Raw genomic sequence first — 17,885 nt, 5'->3', positions numbered from 1 at the left:
AAACAAACCGGGGGAGGAGTATAACCATCCCCCGGAAGGTTCAATAGTTAAAACTCCGCGAAAAATCCGACCATTATCTGTCTCGGATCTGACAGATTCAACGGGTCTGACTGGACTTCTGTTCCGTTGCCGTTCCAAGTTCCGGTGTCTTCGTCTATGTCTATAACATCCTGTTTGTTGAAAATGTTGTCGACCTGGAACCTGAATCCGTATCCGACCGGACCAATTTTGAAATTCTTTATGAAAGTCATGTTCCACTGAATGTGATAAGGCATTCTCATGTAATTTTCGCCTTTGAGCAAGTCGTAGTCCGGGTTGTCCGTGCTCGGAGAATATGGGAATCCGCTGCCGTAGAGACATTCAATTGAAAAAGACCACTTGTCCGGGACAAAACCGAACATTTTTTCACCCTCGTCTGCCGCGAGAATTACGTTGCCTTTTATGGCGTGTCTTTCGTCCCAGTCGAGAGGATATGTTTTCAGGGGGATTTCCAGGGGATCGGTAACGAGGTAATTGTCCCTCGCGGACGATCCTTTTCCGTCCGACCATTGAAGAGTGTAGTTGACGCTGAAACCCCAATAATTTTTAACGGTTTTGTCGAAAGAAAAGTCGAATCCCCTCACGTTTCCGTAGTCGAGGTTAGTGTATATCTGGCCGTCGAAAGGAGGCGTACCGCCGGTCATGAGTCCTATGAGTCCGCGGATGTCCTTGAAAAACGCCCTAATGGACATTTTCGCAACGTTCGAGAAAGCATGGTCCAGACCTATTTCGTATTGAACGGTTTTTTCAGCGTCGAGGTTCGGATTTGTGTAATTCTTGATGGCCGAAGATCCCTGCTGATTTGCTCCGTAGAGATATTGGAGCTCGGGAAGCTGGATGAATCTTCCGTAAGAGAAATAGAGTTTGTCTTTATCCGTTATCGGGAAAGCTATACCAATTCTCGGGCTGATGTCGAACTTGTTCGTCGATTCCAGAGTGTCTCCCGAAAGAGGATCGGGATATTTTTCGAAATCTTGACCCGGCACCCACAAGTCGGCTCTCAATCCGAGGTTTATTATCATTCCTTCGGTTTCGAGTTTATCCTGAATATAGAAAGCGGCGCCCATAGGTTGAGCCTTCCAGCAGTCTCTGAAAACGCCCTGGTCGGGATACGGTTCCCAAGGCTGTGCCTGTATCGCGCCTTCGTAAAACTGCCACGTGTACTGTATGTCGCCCTGCTGTATTTTGTAATATTCCACGCTTCCGCCGATCTTCAGAAGGTTTTCCCTGTTCAACTGCCACGAGAAATCTCCGAGTACGGTCCATCTCTTTAGGTCCCTTCTTTCCCACCTCGCCCACTGGTCCCATTCATTGTGATTTAGGAACCTTATGCCGAGGTAGTTGGCCTGGTACGGAAAATACTCTTCTGGAAAAGTTCCGGGAAAGAAGTAATCGGGGTTGTGTCCGTGATCGACAGCGTCCTGGTTGTGGAAAAAACCCACTTTTATGTTGTAAAAGGCTTTTGCTGAAATCGTGTGATTCCATCCGACGGTCCACTGATACGCTATGTCCTGAACGACCAGTGAATGATGAGCGTTGTATTTGAAGGCGTGCTGGTAAGGGAGTCTCCAACGCCAGGTCTTGTTGAAAGAGAGTACAAGTTTTTTAGTGCTCGTAAGCAGATAGGCGAGCTTGGCGTTGGACGTGAATTTGTTGCTCTGCCTCAAAGAAAAAAGCTGAGTCGAATTGCTCAGGTCCGATTGAAGCAGGAAATCTCCCGGGCTGACCCATCCCCTGTAGTTTGTGGTGTCCGGGTCGAATCTGTTTTTCAAGAAATCGTAATCCGTCTGAAGTTCCGGGAAAGGAGTTCCCGTATTTGAAAAGTAACCGGACGTAGAGACGAAGAAAGTGAGATATCCCGCTTCGGATCCTTCTCTTCCTCTGCCGAGGAGAGCCCTTGTTATGGGTTCCGGCCCGCCTAAAGAAAAATCGTATCTGTCCGTGTTGAAACTGTAATCCCTGTTGGAACCTGCGAATTTGTCCGTTGAATACGAGAGTCTTCCTGAATACTGAGTTCTGCTTCCCTCTCTCGTGACGACGTTGACAACTCCGGATTGAGCCTGGCCGTATTCGGCATTGAAACCGCCGGCCATTATGTTCATCTGCTGGACGGCGTTTGTAGCAACGTCAATGGCGTAGCTCCCGCCGACGATGGGGTCTTTGACCGACATTCCGTCTACCATGTAGAGGATCTCTCCGCCTCTGCCTCCGCGCATGTGTATCTGACCGCCCTGTTCTGTCGCCGCGGTCGAACGGGTAAGGGCTTCGGCGAAGTTTTCGAGGCCCAGTGCCTGCATGTCTTCCTGGTTGACGCTGATTTCCGTCGCGGTGACGTCAGCGGCTATCATTCTCGTGCCGTAGGTCGTCACTTCTATCCCGATCTCCAGGGCTTCCGAACGAAGCACCATGGCGCCGACGTCGGTCGTCCTGTCAACGTTGACGGAAACGGACGTTTTTTGAGCCGGAGTGAAACCTATCATCGCCGCCTGGACAGTGTAGGTTCCCGGAGGGATACCTATTATGTCGAACTCGCCCTGAGCGTTTGTCAGTCCTCCGAAACTCGTGTTGAGGACCATTACTTGAGCGTAAGGGACGGGGTTGCCTCTTTCGTCTACCACCCTTCCGCGGATCTTTCCTGTCGAGCCTGCAACGAGCAAAGACGCGACGAGGAACAAACATACAATTAATACTGCTTTTTCAGCCCACCTGAACATACCTACCTCCTCGATTGCCTGCCGTATGTTTTAAATTACTAATCAAAACATTACCTAGAATTATAGAAATTAACATTATATTAGTCAACAATTAACTGTTCATATTGTAAAATTCATTATTCCCGATTTTTTCCGGTTGAATCCGGCGCGGCGACCACTTGATCACCTATGAGACCATCTGTTGTAAAGCACTCCAGAAAATATAGCCATAACGCTTCCAACGAAAATCGCGGCAACTTCCAGAAGCCCCATCATACCGAGAGTTCTCATCAATTCGACCGGATCTTCAACCGAGCCTTTTTCATAAACCCCAATTGCATGAAAAACGAGGGACATAAGCACGAACAGGCCGGAAACTATAAGCATGATCCAGAAAATCGGCGACTTTTTCAGTAGTTTGAGAAGCCTTTTCAGTATTAGACCGTAAATTATAAGAGCCAAAACGAGAGCAATCTCGCCTATCATGAAAAGCTGTTCAGCCAGCATAGTTTTAACCACGGCTCTTCACCTCCCCTGCTTTTTTCTTCTCTTGCCTTTTATGACTCCGTAAAACCTGAGCGTGCCGACGAGAGTTATGACCGCAGATACGAGAAACAAACCGTACCCGATGTATCCGGTCATCCCTACCAGCCTGTATTTTCCGGCCGTCACGAGCAAGACTGCCTGAATTACGGCATAAATCAGAATGCCCGACGGAGCAATAACGAGAAACTGCCACTCGGTTGTCTGCCTTAGGACTTTCTGATAATTCCTCGCCGCCAAACCGAGCAAAACGAACGCGAGCCATAAAAACATGGCCGAAACAACGGCGGCCCACGTTTTCACGGTCCAGAGGTTCTGAACGTCCGGAGGAAGCCCCTGAGCCGTCACCAATAACGAAATAAGAGCCATTTATCAAGCCTCCCTTTCCGCATCTTTAATTGATTTCATGATATCTTCCTGCATTTCGTGCGCGGTGGTGCCGCCCACAATCAGGGAGGCGGCGTCGTGCAGTTTTTTTATGAGCAGATCTATCTGATCCTTTGAAAAAGATTCGGCGCCTTTCAGCTTTAAGCCGAGGTCAGATATCTCGTTGTCGAATATTACGGAACTGAAATCGTCGAGGTATTTTTCAAGAACGGACTCGATCATGTCAATTGCCTCAGCGTCGTATGTTATCTTTTTTGCGGAGGGCTCAGGTACGGTTTTCTCGGGAACTATTTCTGGGGGGGGAGGTTCGATTTTCTCTTCTTCAGGCGGTTTTTCGGGTTCCGGTTCCTTATACGCAGTCGCAGTCTCTTCCGGCGTAACAGGAGGTTCGGGTGTTTCAGCTTTTTCTTCTTTGGGAGGTTCCGCCGCCACAGGAGGTTCGAGCATATTTTTAACGGCGACGTCAACTCTGTTCAATTGGACGAGAGTCGCAATCTGTTCCTGCCAGAGTAGACAGATAGTATCCAATGGTTGTTTCACGAAAGCGACGGTTACGTTCGAACCATGAAAGATTATTTTAAAAACCTCGTCTCCGTTTATGCTTGCGGCGGCTCCCTTGACGGAACCGCAAGCCCGTAAAAGATCGCTTCCGCCGAGTTCAATCCCCTCGAGATCTCCCGCTTCTCTGCAGATCGAATTGTCGCAGATAAAAACTTTTGCCGCTGCGGTCGCTTCTCTGAGAATCTCCAGGGGGTCCATCATCAATCCTTTTTCCTGGCCAGAAATCCCATCTTCTGGATGACATTGTGAACCTTGTTTTTCGCCGCGTCCGGTCCCAGTTTCTCAATAGCCAGCCTGCAAAGCGAGTCGATCAGATTTTTAGAAACCTCGTTGATTTCTTTCTCGTCAATTTCGTCTGTCGTCGGCAGTAAAGCCAGCCTGTCCTCTCTGATCTCAAGATAATCCACCAGGGCTTTTTGCCCCCTGAATTCCTCGAGTTTCCTTTCAACGAGATCCAGCCATGGTCTCACTTCGTTGTCCAGAGAGAATTCGTCTATGAGGAGGTTTATTTGTTTTATCTTGCCTGATGCCAGCCTGGCCTCTTTCGACTGGACGGTCGTTGAGCGGACGGCTTCTGAAACAGCGGTTTTGTCAGGTTGTAATGCGACAATTGCGTTTTTTGCGACTTCGTCAGGATCGGTTTCCCCGGCACATCTTATTCCAATGATGTAGCTTTCCTCGGTTATGAGTACAGATGTCCCGTTGCGGCATTCGACAACCGCATATCTCAGATTTTCAATCTTCATGGTTTTGGACACAGGAGCGCTGACCGATCCTATGAACGCCGTTATGTCGTAGAGGCTTGAGTCGGTTGCGCCGGCCGTGAAAAGAAGGTCGCCGTCAAGTGAGTTCAGGACTTCGAGGGTTTTTATTCCGCCTGTTTTAAATATTTTTTCACCCAGGGATTTGGCGTTTTCTGTCAGTTTTGCCGTGTCGGCCATTTGTCAGGAAATCCTCTTGACGACCTGATCGTATTTTCTTTTGGCTATTATTCTGCCGTAATCATTAACGGCTTTTTCGAGAATTATAGTTATCAGCTTCTGAAGGAATTCGTTAAGCACAGCGCCGTTTTTAGGCGTAACGTTCTGTTCCTGGATCTGAAGGCTGTCCGAATTCCAGGTCAAAAATGGCCCGAGTTTTGAATCGTCAGGATCGTATTTCTTGACCTGCTCTTTGAGAAAGGATATCCAGGCCGGCACTCCAACGCCGCCTTCCCCGAATTCTTTGACGAGTTCATTAAGTTTGAAAAGACTCGTTTTGAGCTCTCTGATTGCCGCGACCGGATCCACGATGTAGTTTTTTTCAAGTAGCCAGGTTATGCTCGAGTAAACTTCAAGCATACCAATATTTGAAGTCTCAATTATTTTTCTGAGAGGAGCTTTTCCGTCCGTCATGACAAAAACTTTCCAGTCGCTCTTTCTCAGAGTGACATCTTCGTCGATGGAAAGCTTAATCGCTCTCTGAAGGACCGTTTCAAGAGGAGGCACTCTTTTCATAAGATCGGCAAGTTCGGCTCTTCTTCTCTCTGCTTCGCTGATAACCTGCAGGGATTCTTCAGCAATAGTCTCTGACGCGGGAACCTCGTCCTGAAAAAAACTTATTTGGCCATCCTGTATCATGGCGAGGTTGTAAAGCGCTTCCAATCCGACAACGTCCTTGTTCACTGCGTGAACTATTCTGCCGGATTTGATAAAAATCTCTCCTTCGCTGTTTTTGCTCTGGAGTTTTAAAGTTCCCGTTTTTTTGAAATGCGAAAGGAAAAAAAGCAATTCACTGGGGCTCGCGTCAGTAATATTGCATTGAATAGCCATTTTGCCTCCTTATAGAACCTGAAGATGTAGAATATTTTATACAATGAAATCATTCTTAAATCAATGCGGTTTTTATTTTTCAAGTTCCCCATGGTTAAAGCTTGACAATCCCGCATATTTAGCGAGTACATTCGCCGAAAAGGTTTTTTCCTCTTCGTCAAGTTCCCTGACGTCAGGAATTCCGTCAAACAAACCGGCGACGGATTCGAACATTTTATCAGCGGTCTCCTCCCAGAAGGGAATGCGGTCTGTCGCCTCTTCTATTGAAACGCTTTTAAAGTTTAGTATCGTTTCGAGTTCGGAGGGAAGTTTTCTGTAGACGAGTGTGCCCTGCTGAAGAAGATAACCGGATTTTCTGAACTGGGCACTTCCAAGGACTTTGTGTCCCTCGACGGTTATTTCATGCCTTCCCACAGAATCGAAACAGGACACAGTACCGTTTTCGCCTCTTTCGACTCTTGAAATGTCGGCTGTCACCCCCGCGCTCTTTATTCCCCGTACAAGCCTTTCAGAAATTATCATGAAGCTTTCCACGACGCCTTTTGAAAAAACTCCTTTGAGAGGAGCGACGACGCAATAGGTTATCTCCCTGAAATGAGGAACGGCTCTGCCTCCTGTAAGTCTTCTTGTGATTTGCACTTTGTTGTATTCGCATGACTTTATAAATTCATGCATGATTTTCTGGTTTCTGCCGACGGTCAGCGCCGGGCAAACCGTAGAATAAAATCTTATAACGGCACCGGCTTTTTTGTTCTTTATCGCGCATTCGAGCAAAGCTTCGTCGTTTGCCATGTGACAGGCTATTATGTCCTCGGAATTTCTGACCCGTTCCAACCTCAATAAAAACTCCTTCCAAGATTGTAAAACGCCGATATCCTCCCCGAAATATAAGTGGCGGCGGTGAAAACAAGACCGGACAGCATTACTCCCAAAATGAAAAACAACACGGTTTTTCCGAAAACTTTCAAAACTGCGGAGGCGCTGTTTTTAGATTGGACCGGCAAAACGAAAAACACCATCACTGCTAAAGCCGTTGATGCCACGGCGAAAGCTTTCAGCATAGGGACAGTTTCGGGGTCAAAGCGCAAAAAAGCGGAAATCTGAGGAATCATAAAACCCTCGACTATCCCTTCGAGTAAAAGTGCCGTACCCACACCGACAAAAATACTCATAGGCACTCGGGCAATTTTTTTTAATTTAGGTATCTCGCCGAGCACGATTCCGGATCCGATAACGTACCACAGATATCGCGGCATGAATTCCGAGGCAATGACCAGCTGAGGTTCAAAAAAATATTTGACAACGGCCCTGCTTATCAGCGCCAGAGTCACCGCGTAAGCTAACAATTCGGCGCCTCTGAACAAAAAACTCTCTCTCCAGAAAAAGCTGAAAACGGCCGCTGTCAGTAAAACAGCGAGCATGAATTCCATCAAATTTTCCCTCTTTGCAAAAATCTTCCTACCCCAGAAAACACTGTCTTGGAAACAAGGACAACTGAGAAAACAAAACAAAACCATGAAACCGAAGCTTTTCTTCTCGAAAATTCCTTTCCTTCAAAAAAAGCGATGCCCTGGCTTATATATTCAGCCTGACCTGAAGATTTGTATAGATAAGCCTGGGGGTAAAATGACGAAGAGGTGTAATAAACGGCTTCCGGTCTGTTTCGAGCCCATCCGAAAAAGATCCAGTGGTGAAAATTTTCCCCCGAAGAAAATATGACATACTTTACTTTTTCCCGGCCGAAAAGGGAATCCCCCGTGACCAGATAAGGTTCCCTGAATATCTCTATTGCGCTCGAAGGGAAACCGGGCATGTATCCTGCCCATCTTATTTGCGACCACGACTCGCCGGATTTGTCTTTTACCCTGAATTTTTCTGAAAAAGCGTCGAACCAGAAAGCGGCGCACAGGTCTGTTGACAGGACGACGATCTCGTTCCTTTCTTCGAGAAGCGATTTTATAACCGACACGCAGACAGGCGCCATTTCGTCCCAGGTTTCTGGAGAAAAATCGAGGATCGCGACCACTCTCCCTGTTCCGGAACTTGTTGGAAATGAACCGTCTTTTTCAGTGTAAGGTCTGAAAGCCGGTATTCCGGCGGCAAAACCGGCCAGCGAAGCGGCTGTCAATATCCATATCAGCGTGTTTGAAGAGTCAGGGCGTATATTCATCGGTTCTTTTTTCCTTGCCGAGGAGCACTCTTATCCTGTCGGCGAAAACGAGACAGAAGAAAGCGAGTAAAAAACCTCTCAATCCGCCTGTTAAAACTATCTCGAACAAACCGGAAGCGACGTCGTTAAAATAGATCTGTTTTCCTGGAACGGCTTGAAACCTGAAGACATTTTCCGGAAGCGTCAGAGCCAGCAAAAAAAACGAGGCTGTGAAAACCGCGACGGCGGATTCCCACTTTTTAAACCCGGCGGATCTAAGTACCGCGGCGCACAATGCCAGACCCGAAAGTGAGGCAAAACCTGTCCAGAGAGGTATGGCGAATGCTCGCAACACAAACTTTGATGGAGCCGTGCCTGTAAAACCGTCGAGGGAAAACAGAGTGAAAAACGCTGAAGCCGTCAGAAGAAACAGAACTCCTGAAACCGCCTGTTTACCTCCCGATTTGCGCCTGTTGTAGTTTACGCCTATTACCCTCAGAATTCCGGCAATCAGTATGAAACCCGAAAGCACCCTGAAACCATAAAGCATTTCTCTTTCAATTATTTCTCCCGGAGAACCTGAAACGGCGAAAAACAAAACGAGCATCAATATCGCGACGACAGATGATATCAGGTTCACGGAACCGCCTTTAGAAAAGGAAGAAAATTTCTCAAAGATAATATTGGATCAAGGCCGTCAGTACCCATCAGCATCCAGCACAACAACAGATAGCCCAGCGAAACCGATATAAAAAAAATAATAGCCCAGCAGTATTTTTTATTGACGGGTCCCGGTGAAAAAACCTCCGAAAGGGCCCCCGAAATGTTTTCGATCCTAATGCCGGAAGACAAAACCGCGGGAAGAAAATGCAGATCGGTCTTTATGCCAACTATCTTACCGCCGAGGCTTAAAATTTTATTGAGAGGCTGAAATGTCCAAACTCCCGGTTCTCCCGTTATCATAACAATACCAGGCTTCCATTTGCTTATCAGTCTTGTCGCTTCATCCGAATAAGATACTCCTCCCGACCATGTCCTTCTTATCCACAGTGGATTGAAATCCTGAAGACGCCCCTCTTTCATGAATATCTCCCTGAAAATACCTGTGGCGGCGCCCTGAAGATAACCGGGAGTCAGAACCCTTATCTCCCCTTTCGCCGAAATGACTTTTTCAGCAATCCATTTGAGATCTGTTAGAGTTCTCGAAACGCCTTTTCTTGAAGAGGGATTTTCGTAGCTTAAAATGACCATGACGATTTTCCCTTTTTCCATGGCCCAGCAAATACTGTCGCCGATTGCCTTTTTTTTGAAAAAATCCGAAGTTTTTTCTTTGGAAAAGATAAAAACCAATACACCGGCAAGGACTGCCAAGGCGACCGCAAGTCTCCTGGCTCTGAAAAACGAGCTTCTCGATTTCACAGGTTTTGAATACGTGAGGTCCGATACGCCGGTGGAAGACTTTGTTTGGACACAGTAAACGTAAACCGTTCCGTCAACTGCCGTTGAATCCGTGAAAACGAGATCAGACCATCTGTCTCGGAATCCGAGAAACTGCGTGTCGAAGGTATGAGCCTGTATCCTGAAAATCCTGTATCCCCAAACATTGTTTATATTTCCCGTCGTGTCAGACAAGCTTCTTGTCCAGGAAATTTCTATCACCCCGCCGCGGTCGTCGGGTATGTCCGCGGCCTTGACAGACGGCGGAGGTTCGGGATCGAGTCCCGCAATGAGTATTAAAACCGCTAACGCCTGCATTTTCTTGCGGACATTTTAAGGTTCGTTATCAATATTTTCACCATTTATAAAATTCTACATCTAAAAAGGCAAATATCAATGAGCAATTAACTTTAAAAAACAAAGATATCGGCGAATAAAAGAAAAGAATATTAACCGCGAATTGACGCGAATCCGATTTTTCATCATAGATGAAAATATCGTAACGCTAAAAAAAAGAATGAGAGATATCTACCACGGCTAAAAAGTTTTCCTCTTCCCATTTCGTAGACAAGCCCAACATTGTTGAGTTTTCTGTCGCTACCAAGAAAGTATCAAAAATAAATTCTGATATGTCCTTTGGTTAATATTCGGTAACAAGCTGATCTGATTTTTTACTTTTTTTTGAGCATAAAACAGAAACAAAAACAGGCACTTTTAAGGTGACTTTTTTCATTAAATCAAGAATTAACCAACTGTTTTTACTCTACCCTGAAGAATGCCGAGATGAACCTCCAGATTATGTCTGACTTGAAAACGAATACGTTCAATATGGAAAGTATCGAAAGAGACACGAGAAATATCATCAACAAACCTTTTTCAATGTCCTGTGCCTTGATAGTCGCGCAGAGGACAGGATCCTTCGAGAGATACGCGCTCGCTGCATAGAGTTCCTCGCCAATCAATGTATAGTCACAGGAAGTTATAAAAAACGGAAGTTGTGTTACTGCGTCTGTTCCGGCTATCTGGATTGCACCTGTAGAGTTTCCTGTCTCAGCCAATAAAAGAGATTCGGCGTAGAACATGCCTAAAAAAAGATTAGTCGCCGGTTTTTCTCTGAGCATTATTCCGTTTACAGCGGCGACATAAGCAAACTGGTGTTCTGAGATAAAGAACACCTGATCGGGATTGAAAGCGTCGGGCTTTCCCGCTTCAAGATAAGCCTCTTTTACGACTTCGGATGTGACTGTGTAAACAATAGGATCAAAATTGGGAACAATAATCTTTGTCTCGTATTCGGCTACTTTTTTTGCGACTGGTCCCAGGATGTTTATAGAAGCTACAGTAGCAATATCTTCCATGTATCCAAGACCTGAAACGTAAAGGACGGGTCTTCCCATTTCAGTCGCTCTTCCGACGGCTTCATCGAGAGCGTCAAGTCCAGCAATTTTTCTTATAAAAAGTGTTTTTCCTTTTTTTACTGAATTTATAAAATACACTATGAGAATAAAGGCAAAAACAGTTGCAATGAATGTGTTAATCTTGGTTTTGTTAAAAAAGGAAGCGGACGAGCTGAAGACAGAACTTTCGCCCATGACTTCCAGTTCTTCCTCTTCTTGAGACATCGCAACGATTTTGTAGGAGACATCCATTCCGGCTTCGAGAGGATACCGCGGATCATAATCAACATATACTGTCTCGGCAACCGATCCAATTCTTGATAAAATGAAAAATCCCGTTTCGGGAGAATCTTTTCTGTAGACCATATAACCCGAGGCATCAGGATTATCTGTCTGATTCCAGATTACATATAGAGCCGATCCGTCGTCGTTCGGAACGTCTTCGACGGTGACACCGCCGAAGACAACCGAAAAGCTCATCAAAAAGATTATTGAGCCTAGTATAGTTTTCATGTTTCACTTCATCTCAGAATTCCGAGCCAGTCGTGGAGAAGAAACTGGATTCTGCCGATTAAAAGAGAGACACGCGCCATGACTGTGTAACCGAATGAGGCGCCGAAGGCTATCATGACAAACCATATTCCGAGTTTCGAAGTCTTTCCTACAAATCCTTCGTGCTTGAGAGAAAAGAAAAAATAGAAGAGAGTTGATACGACGCCAATGAGAAGAAGCAGAGCCCACCAGGAATTCAAACTGGTAGGGTTGAAACCAGTGAGAATAGTCCCCTGAACTTGTGCAAAAATATTAGCTTCAATGCTCGGGGATATTGATATTCCGCAGTAATATCCCATCATCACGGCGATAGGCCATCTTGCCAACCAGCTCTGTTTAGGAAAGAATCTGAAAAAATAGAGAGATCCAAGTAATGTCGGTATTGCTACGTAGATAAATCCGGGCCAGTTTCTCTGAATGACGGCATCTCTCAAAGGAATGCCTATATACGGAATAGCTGTCATGTGCCAGACAATTGCAATTGACCATCCGACGGAAGCTCCTACGAAAACATGTTCGGCAAATCTGTAGAGAGGATTGTCCTTGTAAAGAAAGGAATAAATTGTAAGGGTCAGGAAAGCCGCTATCCAAACCCAAATGCTAGTTGAAAGATGCATCAGGACCTCCTATCCCTGTTTCTTTTGAGGACGAAGAAGGAAATGTTGCCGAGTATTACCATGAAGATTATCAAAAGGTGGACGAAATTCTGGGAAGCCATGGCTATACCTGCCTGTTTTCTGACCTCAATGTTCAGTCTCTTAGCATTGAGTTCCTCGTATTCAGCAGCGCCCTTCATTCCTCCCAGCATACCGACGAATTGACGGGTCTGAAGGAAAGTGTAATATTCGGCGGCGCTTACAGCAGTAGTTCCGACTCCTACAGGCGTTCCGTATCTCGTTCCGGCATAGACCATCCAGGTCCTCGATACAGCAGACCCGGCAATATCAACTATCAAACCTATGTCTTCGAGTCTCCTGACATTATCCATCATGGGCATTAATTTCAAACTGTCTCCCCGCGCATCAACTCTGAAAGTTCCTATGAAATCTTCTCCCATTCCTGCAATTACTGCAAGACCACCTGGAACAAATGGTAAAAATACATAGTCTTTGCCATAGACTATGGAATCACCGTTTGCTTTGTGAAAATTCATCTCCTCGAGGACGGTCTCTTCGGCTATTCTTGCGAGTCCAAATCCCTCTGTGTAAAGTCCTCCATAAAGGATGACAGGAATATCCGCTTCGAGAGCGTGTCTGAAAAGTGCGTGAGCCATCGGCTGGAGTTCAGGTGACGTTGAAGGAGAATAATCGCATATAATAATCAAAGGCTTTTTTGTGTATTTCAAACTGTCCACAAAATTCCAGAGGTTTAGAGTCGGGGGCGTCGTCGTCACGGGAAACCTCAGATTAGTTATGGAAGGGATAATAACTGAAAGGCCGATCAGTAAAAACAGCCATCTCCTGTCCAATTTGTCCATGAAAAGCCAGAATTTCATCAGTCTCCTCCTCCGAGATAGGACCTCTCGATGCCAAGCATTATTTTCAGTGAGGTAGCTATCATTCCAAGACCAATACCGAGAATAATACCTCTCTGAGCGGCAGTGTTCGGATAGACCATTATCCACTCAACGATTCCGTCCAGAAAACTTCCGAAAGAGACTCTTCCCAACATAACTATGACCGCCGTCACTAATAGGGCAAATGCCATGGCATTCCTCGCCTTAAAAGCTTTGAACGCGGCTGAAGCTATGTAAAAAGAAAGAAGAGAGAACATGGTCGCATCGAGAGATACATTTACACTTCTATACAGATTCGAGAAAAGCCAGCCGTTTATTCCCCCTCTGCCGAAAATACCTATAACAGCCATCCCGATGAGACAGAACATGGCAACTCCCGAGAAAAAACTGTCCTTGTTTTTTCTGGCGAGTTTTCTTGAATGAACATAGAAAAAACTGGCGAGTCCGAGTATCAAGGCGAAAGCTCCGGAAATCCTCACCCAATCTGCCATGCTGTCATAAAATTGCTGAGAGATAGGATGTGGTATGAAAAACTGAATCATCATAGCCAGACCGAGCAGAAAGACTATGAGAAGGGGAAGAGTCCTCTTTAAAAACATTTCCCTGCTCCTTTAGATATATGTGTAAAACGCTCCATATTTATGTTCCAAAAAAAGACATAATTAATCTTGAAAAATTATCTGAACGAATTAAATTAAAATTCATTATCGCTAAAATGGAAAGTAGGACGAGAAGGATAAGAATTATGGCTTTTTCAATATCCTGCGCCTTTATTGTTCCGACGAGGACCGGATCACGAGAGAGGTAAGCGCTCGCTGCGTAGAGTTCCTCCCCTATCAGAGTGTAGTCGCATGAAGTTACGAAGAAGGGCAATTGTGTCACAGAGTCTGTTCCGGCAATCTGGACAGCTCCGGTCGCGTTTCCTGTTTCAGCCAATAGAAGAGATTCTGCCCAGAACATGCCTAAAAACAGGTTGGTCGCGGGTTTTTCCCTCATCATTATACCGTTTACAGCCGCTACGTATGCAAATTGACTCTCAGAAACAAAGAAGACCTGGTCCTCCTGAAAAGCATCGGGTCTTCCCGCTTCAAGATAAGCCTCTTTGACGACCTCATGTGTTATTGTGTAGACGATAGGATTCCTGTTCGGAACAAGAATCTTTGTCTCATATTCGGCCACTTTTTTTGCAACAGGCCCCAAGATGTTTATAGAGGCTACGGTCGCTATGTCGTCCATAGTCGAAAGACCGGGGACGTAAAGGACAGGCCTGCCCATCTCAGTCGCTCTTCCGACTGCTTCATCGAGAGCGTCAAGTCCCGCTATTTTTCTTATAAAAAGTTTTTTATCTTTTTTAGCCAATGTGAGAAAAGAAATCAATGTGGTAAAAACAAACGTCACAGCTATGAAAGTGTTGATTTTTGACCCGTTGAAAAATGAATGTGAGGAGGAAAATACTTCCGAAACTCCTATTTCCTTAATTTCGTTTCCTTCTTCGTCATTAGCGACTATTCTGTATACAACATTCATGCCGGCATTAAGAGGATATCGCGGATCCCTGTCAACAAAAACACAATTTTCAATTTTACTCGATTTCCCGACCTGGATAAATTCTCCGTCCGGAGAGTCTTTTCTGTATATTTTGTACATGAAAAATCCCGGAATGTCTCCTGGCGGCTCCCAACTGATTATAAGAGCCGTGCCGTCGTCGTCGGGCACGTCCTCAACACACACGGAAGACCCGGTCAAGGTCAGCGAACCCAAAAAGACCAGGATAACGGCCGGAATAAATTTTTTAAAAATCATGTTTACTCCTCAATGAGTTCTACGTTGGCTCTCGGAAGAAGTACCTGCTTTCCGTCCTGAAGCTTTACCTTTACAACTCTGACTTTGGCTTCCGTCTCTATCTGTCTCGGCTCGGGTGGAAGTTCCGAAACTTCGCCTATCATGCCGAAATTGGGCTCCCTTATTATCCTGACGAGTGTTCCAATTTCCATCATACCCGATTCCTTGAATTCTATTTTTTTGTCGTCATCGGAAAGTTTTATGGGGATGATGACCTCCGGCCTCATGACGCCGGCTCTTATCTGAGTGGCGCCGTTGACTGAAGCCATGGATCCCTTTTTGGAGCATAGGAGCCTGAAAGTCTTTTTTGCCATTGCTATTTTTCCGAAACCTTCCGTCACCACGAGAGTCAGTCCGACGTCTTCGTGCCCCGTAATGGCAACGCCTATGTCGTAGCCGATGAATTTTTTAAGGTCTTCATCATCCACTCCTCCGACGACTATCGCCTTAACTCCTGTCTCGGCGGCTTTTTTCATGACTTCCGAAGTGCAGAACGATCCGCCAATGACTATTTTGCCTTTGCATTCAGGAGTAATGTGATTGACGGTCAATTCCTCCGACGGATCGCCGACTATTGGAAATATCTCGCCTCTCGTCTCTCCGCCTATTCCGAAAATACCCTGTACGAAAGAACATACGGTCTCGACGACGACTCCTTCTTCCGGAAATATTTCGACTATTTTTCCGTCTATGTAAGCGTCTTTTTCGACAGGCTGTGGAGGTTCCCTGAGTATTGCCTGCCCCGTGACGTCGGATAGACTTTCGAGCGTGCCGTCTATCGGAGATCTCGCGGAAGCCTTGAAAAGCCCCATAAATCCTTTCGTTTCGGCTATCATCTGGCCCTTTGTTATAGTTCCGCCAATTTCCACTTTCAGCGCGTTTTTTACGTCGCTCGTCGCTGTTCCGAGCTTTCCGGCAAGATTGAAGGGCAGGACATTTCCCGGCAGTTCAGTTCTCGCGACTACGTCCAGAGCCTTGACCTCCGTGCCAATTTTATCAAGCGCGACTTTGCCTTTGAGAGGCAGTCTTCTCTCTTTCCTCAGGACGGTTCTTTCCGTCACCATCAGTCCGGGTGTGTACGCGTGTGCCATAAATCACCTCTCGTCCGGGTATATGTTGAGCGCTTTGTTCCATGCGCTGAGTTTATTTATGCGTTCTTCGTCAGTCTTGGCTATCTCGAAAGGTCTTCTTCCGCGTGTGTCGACTATCAGACCGACGACTCCGCCTTCGAGGACGGTTTCTATTTCCTTCCCGAAGCCGGCGCCTAAGTCAAAATTTCTGTCGGGATACAGCACGGCTTTTTCCTTCTTGCCCTCCGGGAATTCAAAAAGTTTGAGAGTGCCGAATTCAACGGATTCTTCCCTCCCGCTTTCGAATTTTATGTGCAAACATGAATCTCCCGGCTTTTTCTTCTTTTTCTCCACCGGTGCGATGCAGTGTCCTAATCTTATCAGACAGTCGTTGTCGAATACCTCCGTCGCCGCTTCCGGATGGACCGTCGAAAGGACTCCAAGGTGCGGCATCATGAATATCGAGTCGACCGCGAGCAACGTCACTCCTTCAGGCAGGAAAGCGTCTATCATCATCAGAGCCGACTGGGCTCTTCTCGGTGCGTGTGACAGGACCCCTCCGGAGCCTATGAGCATGTTCAGATTCATCATGTCGACGAGAGAGACTCCTGTCGCCGCCTGATCGAAAGCGTCGGAAATCGTCCTCTCCTGCTGAACTCCTTTTAACCCGACGGCCATGAATTTGTGCTGGATGAATGCGAGCCTCAGCGCTTCTCTTGCAATGGCCTGTTCGACCTTCAACTCTTCGAGTGTCTGGGGTATCGTCGTCGGTCTTATCATTTTGTTGCGGATCCTGTTCCTCAGGTCTTTTTCGTCCATCTTGAACGGCACCCACCTCATTATGTTTGGAATTCCGGCTTCAGCCATTACGTTGGAAATTGAATACGACATACCGAGGTTGGCCGATACCGTCCTGTTGAAAACGGGTTTTTTTTCAGTTTTGTCTACAAAAACACTGAATACGTCAGTCGTCGCGCCGCCTATGTCGACGCCTATGACCTGTATGTTCTCCTGTTTGGCCACTGTCTCAATAAGCAGACCGACGGCTCCCGGCGTAGGCATTATGCTGACGTCGGTCCAGGACATCAGTTTTCTGTATCCCGGCGCCTGTGCCATTACGTGCTCCATAAAAAGGTCGTGTATTTTGTCCCTCGCCGGTTTTAAATTTTCTCTTTCGAGAATAGGGCGCAAGTTGTCGACAATGAAAAGTTCGGTTTTTTCTTTAAGTCTTTCCTCGACCATCCCCCGGGCGTCTTTGTTTCCGGCGAATATGACGGGAAGTTTGAAAGTCGAACCGAAGCGGGGTTTCGGATCTGCAGCGGCTATGAGCTCGGCGAGTTCCGCGACGTGCTTTGTCGTCCCGCCGTCAATGCCTCCGGAAAGAAGTATCATGTCCGGCCTGAGGTTCCTTATTCTCTCTATCCTCTGGTGCGGAAGGCGCTTGTCGTTCGTTGCAATTACGTCCATGACAATGGAGCCGGCTCCGAGGGCTGCTCTCGCCGCGGATTCGGCCGTCATGTTCTTGACAACTCCGGCGACCATCATCTGAAGACCGCCTCCGGCCGAAGAAGTAGAAATGTATATGTCTACGCCTTCGCTTTCGGACCTGTCCTTTATAATTTTATCATTTTCGAGGATTTTCCTGTCGACCAGTTCTTCGACTTCCTTTACCGAATTGAGAACGCCTATCGTGACGTCTTCGAACGGTGATTCCACGGTCGTCGGCGCTTCACCTCTGACGATGAGCCTGTACCTTCCTACTTTGTCGTCTTTCTGAATGAGAATCGCCTTTGTAGTGGTGGATCCGCAGTCAGTCGCGAGAATTGTCTTTATCTGTTCCTTCGGCTTCATCAGACCTCCTTTTCCACCTGCGAAAAAAGCCTTTTTT

The 17,885-nt window shown here is 46.5% G+C and carries 18 protein-coding genes; all 18 read right to left on the bottom strand.

Going from position 1 to position 17,885, the window contains the following annotated elements:
* Positions 1-47: 47 nt before the first annotated feature.
* The 18 genes from JXL83_00340 to JXL83_00255 all read right to left on the bottom strand — a co-directional run bounded on the left by JXL83_00340 (position 48) and on the right by JXL83_00255 (position 17,848).
* Positions 48-2,753, bottom strand: a complete 2,706-nt coding sequence (locus tag JXL83_00340; GenBank protein ID MBN2362561.1) for a TonB-dependent receptor — start codon at positions 2,751-2,753, stop codon at positions 48-50.
* Between the two features lie 162 nt (positions 2,754-2,915).
* Positions 2,916-3,251 (bottom strand): hypothetical protein, encoded by a 336-nt coding sequence (locus tag JXL83_00335; protein ID MBN2362560.1) that lies wholly within the window; start codon positions 3,249-3,251, stop codon positions 2,916-2,918.
* A 6-nt stretch (positions 3,252-3,257) separates the two neighbouring features.
* Positions 3,258-3,644 carry a hypothetical protein gene (locus tag JXL83_00330; GenBank protein ID MBN2362559.1) on the bottom strand — a complete coding sequence of 129 codons (387 nt, stop codon included), beginning with the start codon at positions 3,642-3,644 and terminating at the stop codon, positions 3,258-3,260.
* Positions 3,645-3,647: 3 nt separating this feature from the next.
* Positions 3,648-4,424, bottom strand: coding sequence for a hypothetical protein (locus JXL83_00325; GenBank protein ID MBN2362558.1), 777 nt, complete (start codon positions 4,422-4,424; stop codon positions 3,648-3,650).
* Positions 4,424-5,164 carry a hypothetical protein gene (locus tag JXL83_00320; protein MBN2362557.1) on the bottom strand — a complete coding sequence of 247 codons (741 nt, stop codon included), beginning with the start codon at positions 5,162-5,164 and terminating at the stop codon, positions 4,424-4,426. The genes JXL83_00325 and JXL83_00320 overlap by 1 nt, the downstream gene beginning before the upstream one ends.
* A gap of 3 nt (positions 5,165-5,167) precedes the next feature.
* The gene (locus tag JXL83_00315; protein ID MBN2362556.1) at positions 5,168-6,034 is read right to left on the bottom strand and encodes a DUF4388 domain-containing protein; all 867 of its coding nucleotides are present in this window, start codon (positions 6,032-6,034) and stop codon (positions 5,168-5,170) included.
* 72 nt (positions 6,035-6,106) lie between these two features.
* Positions 6,107-6,874 carry a hypothetical protein gene (locus tag JXL83_00310; protein ID MBN2362555.1) on the bottom strand — a complete coding sequence of 256 codons (768 nt, stop codon included), beginning with the start codon at positions 6,872-6,874 and terminating at the stop codon, positions 6,107-6,109.
* Positions 6,871-7,467: a hypothetical protein gene (locus JXL83_00305; GenBank protein ID MBN2362554.1), complete on the bottom strand. Its 597-nt coding sequence runs from the start codon at positions 7,465-7,467 to the stop codon at positions 6,871-6,873. The genes JXL83_00310 and JXL83_00305 overlap by 4 nt, the downstream gene beginning before the upstream one ends.
* Complete coding sequence (locus JXL83_00300; protein ID MBN2362553.1) at positions 7,464-8,204, bottom strand: hypothetical protein; 741 nt, start codon at positions 8,202-8,204, stop codon at positions 7,464-7,466. Before JXL83_00300 ends, JXL83_00305 begins: the two co-directional genes overlap by 4 nt.
* On the bottom strand, positions 8,188-8,823 hold the full coding sequence (locus JXL83_00295; GenBank protein MBN2362552.1) for a hypothetical protein: 636 nt from the start codon (positions 8,821-8,823) through the stop codon (positions 8,188-8,190). The genes JXL83_00300 and JXL83_00295 overlap by 17 nt, the downstream gene beginning before the upstream one ends.
* Positions 8,820-9,938, bottom strand: a complete 1,119-nt coding sequence (locus JXL83_00290; GenBank protein ID MBN2362551.1) for a hypothetical protein — start codon at positions 9,936-9,938, stop codon at positions 8,820-8,822. The genes JXL83_00295 and JXL83_00290 overlap by 4 nt, the downstream gene beginning before the upstream one ends.
* Positions 9,939-10,378: 440 nt before the next feature.
* A complete protein-coding gene (locus tag JXL83_00285; GenBank protein MBN2362550.1) occupies positions 10,379-11,530 on the bottom strand; it encodes a hypothetical protein in 1,152 nt (383 codons plus the stop codon).
* Between the two features lie 8 nt (positions 11,531-11,538).
* Positions 11,539-12,186 (bottom strand): hypothetical protein, encoded by a 648-nt coding sequence (locus JXL83_00280; GenBank protein MBN2362549.1) that lies wholly within the window; start codon positions 12,184-12,186, stop codon positions 11,539-11,541.
* Entirely contained in the window at positions 12,186-13,064 is an 879-nt protein-coding gene (locus tag JXL83_00275) for a hypothetical protein (protein MBN2362548.1), read from the bottom strand. The genes JXL83_00280 and JXL83_00275 overlap by 1 nt, the downstream gene beginning before the upstream one ends.
* On the bottom strand, positions 13,064-13,684 hold the full coding sequence (locus tag JXL83_00270) for a hypothetical protein (protein MBN2362547.1): 621 nt from the start codon (positions 13,682-13,684) through the stop codon (positions 13,064-13,066). Before JXL83_00270 ends, JXL83_00275 begins: the two co-directional genes overlap by 1 nt.
* Before the next feature lie 40 nt (positions 13,685-13,724).
* Entirely contained in the window at positions 13,725-14,888 is a 1,164-nt protein-coding gene (locus JXL83_00265) for a fibronectin type III domain-containing protein (GenBank protein MBN2362546.1), read from the bottom strand.
* Between the two features lie 2 nt (positions 14,889-14,890).
* The gene (locus tag JXL83_00260; GenBank protein MBN2362545.1) at positions 14,891-16,018 is read right to left on the bottom strand and encodes a hypothetical protein; all 1,128 of its coding nucleotides are present in this window, start codon (positions 16,016-16,018) and stop codon (positions 14,891-14,893) included.
* A 3-nt stretch (positions 16,019-16,021) separates the two neighbouring features.
* Complete coding sequence (locus JXL83_00255; protein ID MBN2362544.1) at positions 16,022-17,848, bottom strand: glutamate mutase L; 1,827 nt, start codon at positions 17,846-17,848, stop codon at positions 16,022-16,024.
* Between the last annotated feature and the right edge of the window lie 37 nt (positions 17,849-17,885).

Source organism: candidate division WOR-3 bacterium (assembly GCA_016934535.1).
Classification (GTDB): domain Bacteria; phylum SDB-A; class SDB-A; order SDB-A; family SDB-A; genus JAFGIG01.
This window is presented reverse-complemented; position numbering and strand designations above follow the sequence as displayed.

Bases quoted from the DNA above. Each gene is read 5' to 3' on its own strand.
- JXL83_00290 (MBN2362551.1), bottom strand. From the start codon at position 9,938: ATGCAGGCGTTAGCGGTTTTAATACTCATTGCGGGACTCGATCCCGAA.
- JXL83_00265 (MBN2362546.1), bottom strand. From the start codon at position 14,888: ATGATTTTTAAAAAATTTATTCCGGCCGTTATCCTGGTCTTTTTGGGT.
- JXL83_00270 (MBN2362547.1), bottom strand. From the start codon at position 13,684: ATGTTTTTAAAGAGGACTCTTCCCCTTCTCATAGTCTTTCTGCTCGGT.
- JXL83_00330 (MBN2362559.1), bottom strand. From the start codon at position 3,644: ATGGCTCTTATTTCGTTATTGGTGACGGCTCAGGGGCTTCCTCCGGAC.
- JXL83_00315 (MBN2362556.1), bottom strand. From the start codon at position 6,034: ATGGCTATTCAATGCAATATTACTGACGCGAGCCCCAGTGAATTGCTT.
- JXL83_00340 (MBN2362561.1), bottom strand. From the start codon at position 2,753: ATGTTCAGGTGGGCTGAAAAAGCAGTATTAATTGTATGTTTGTTCCTC.
- JXL83_00325 (MBN2362558.1), bottom strand. From the start codon at position 4,424: ATGATGGACCCCCTGGAGATTCTCAGAGAAGCGACCGCAGCGGCAAAA.
- JXL83_00320 (MBN2362557.1), bottom strand. From the start codon at position 5,164: ATGGCCGACACGGCAAAACTGACAGAAAACGCCAAATCCCTGGGTGAA.
- JXL83_00260 (MBN2362545.1), bottom strand. From the start codon at position 16,018: ATGGCACACGCGTACACACCCGGACTGATGGTGACGGAAAGAACCGTC.
- JXL83_00300 (MBN2362553.1), bottom strand. From the start codon at position 8,204: ATGAATATACGCCCTGACTCTTCAAACACGCTGATATGGATATTGACA.
- JXL83_00280 (MBN2362549.1), bottom strand. From the start codon at position 12,186: ATGCATCTTTCAACTAGCATTTGGGTTTGGATAGCGGCTTTCCTGACC.
- JXL83_00255 (MBN2362544.1), bottom strand. From the start codon at position 17,848: ATGAAGCCGAAGGAACAGATAAAGACAATTCTCGCGACTGACTGCGGA.
- JXL83_00285 (MBN2362550.1), bottom strand. From the start codon at position 11,530: ATGAAAACTATACTAGGCTCAATAATCTTTTTGATGAGCTTTTCGGTT.
- JXL83_00275 (MBN2362548.1), bottom strand. From the start codon at position 13,064: ATGAAATTCTGGCTTTTCATGGACAAATTGGACAGGAGATGGCTGTTT.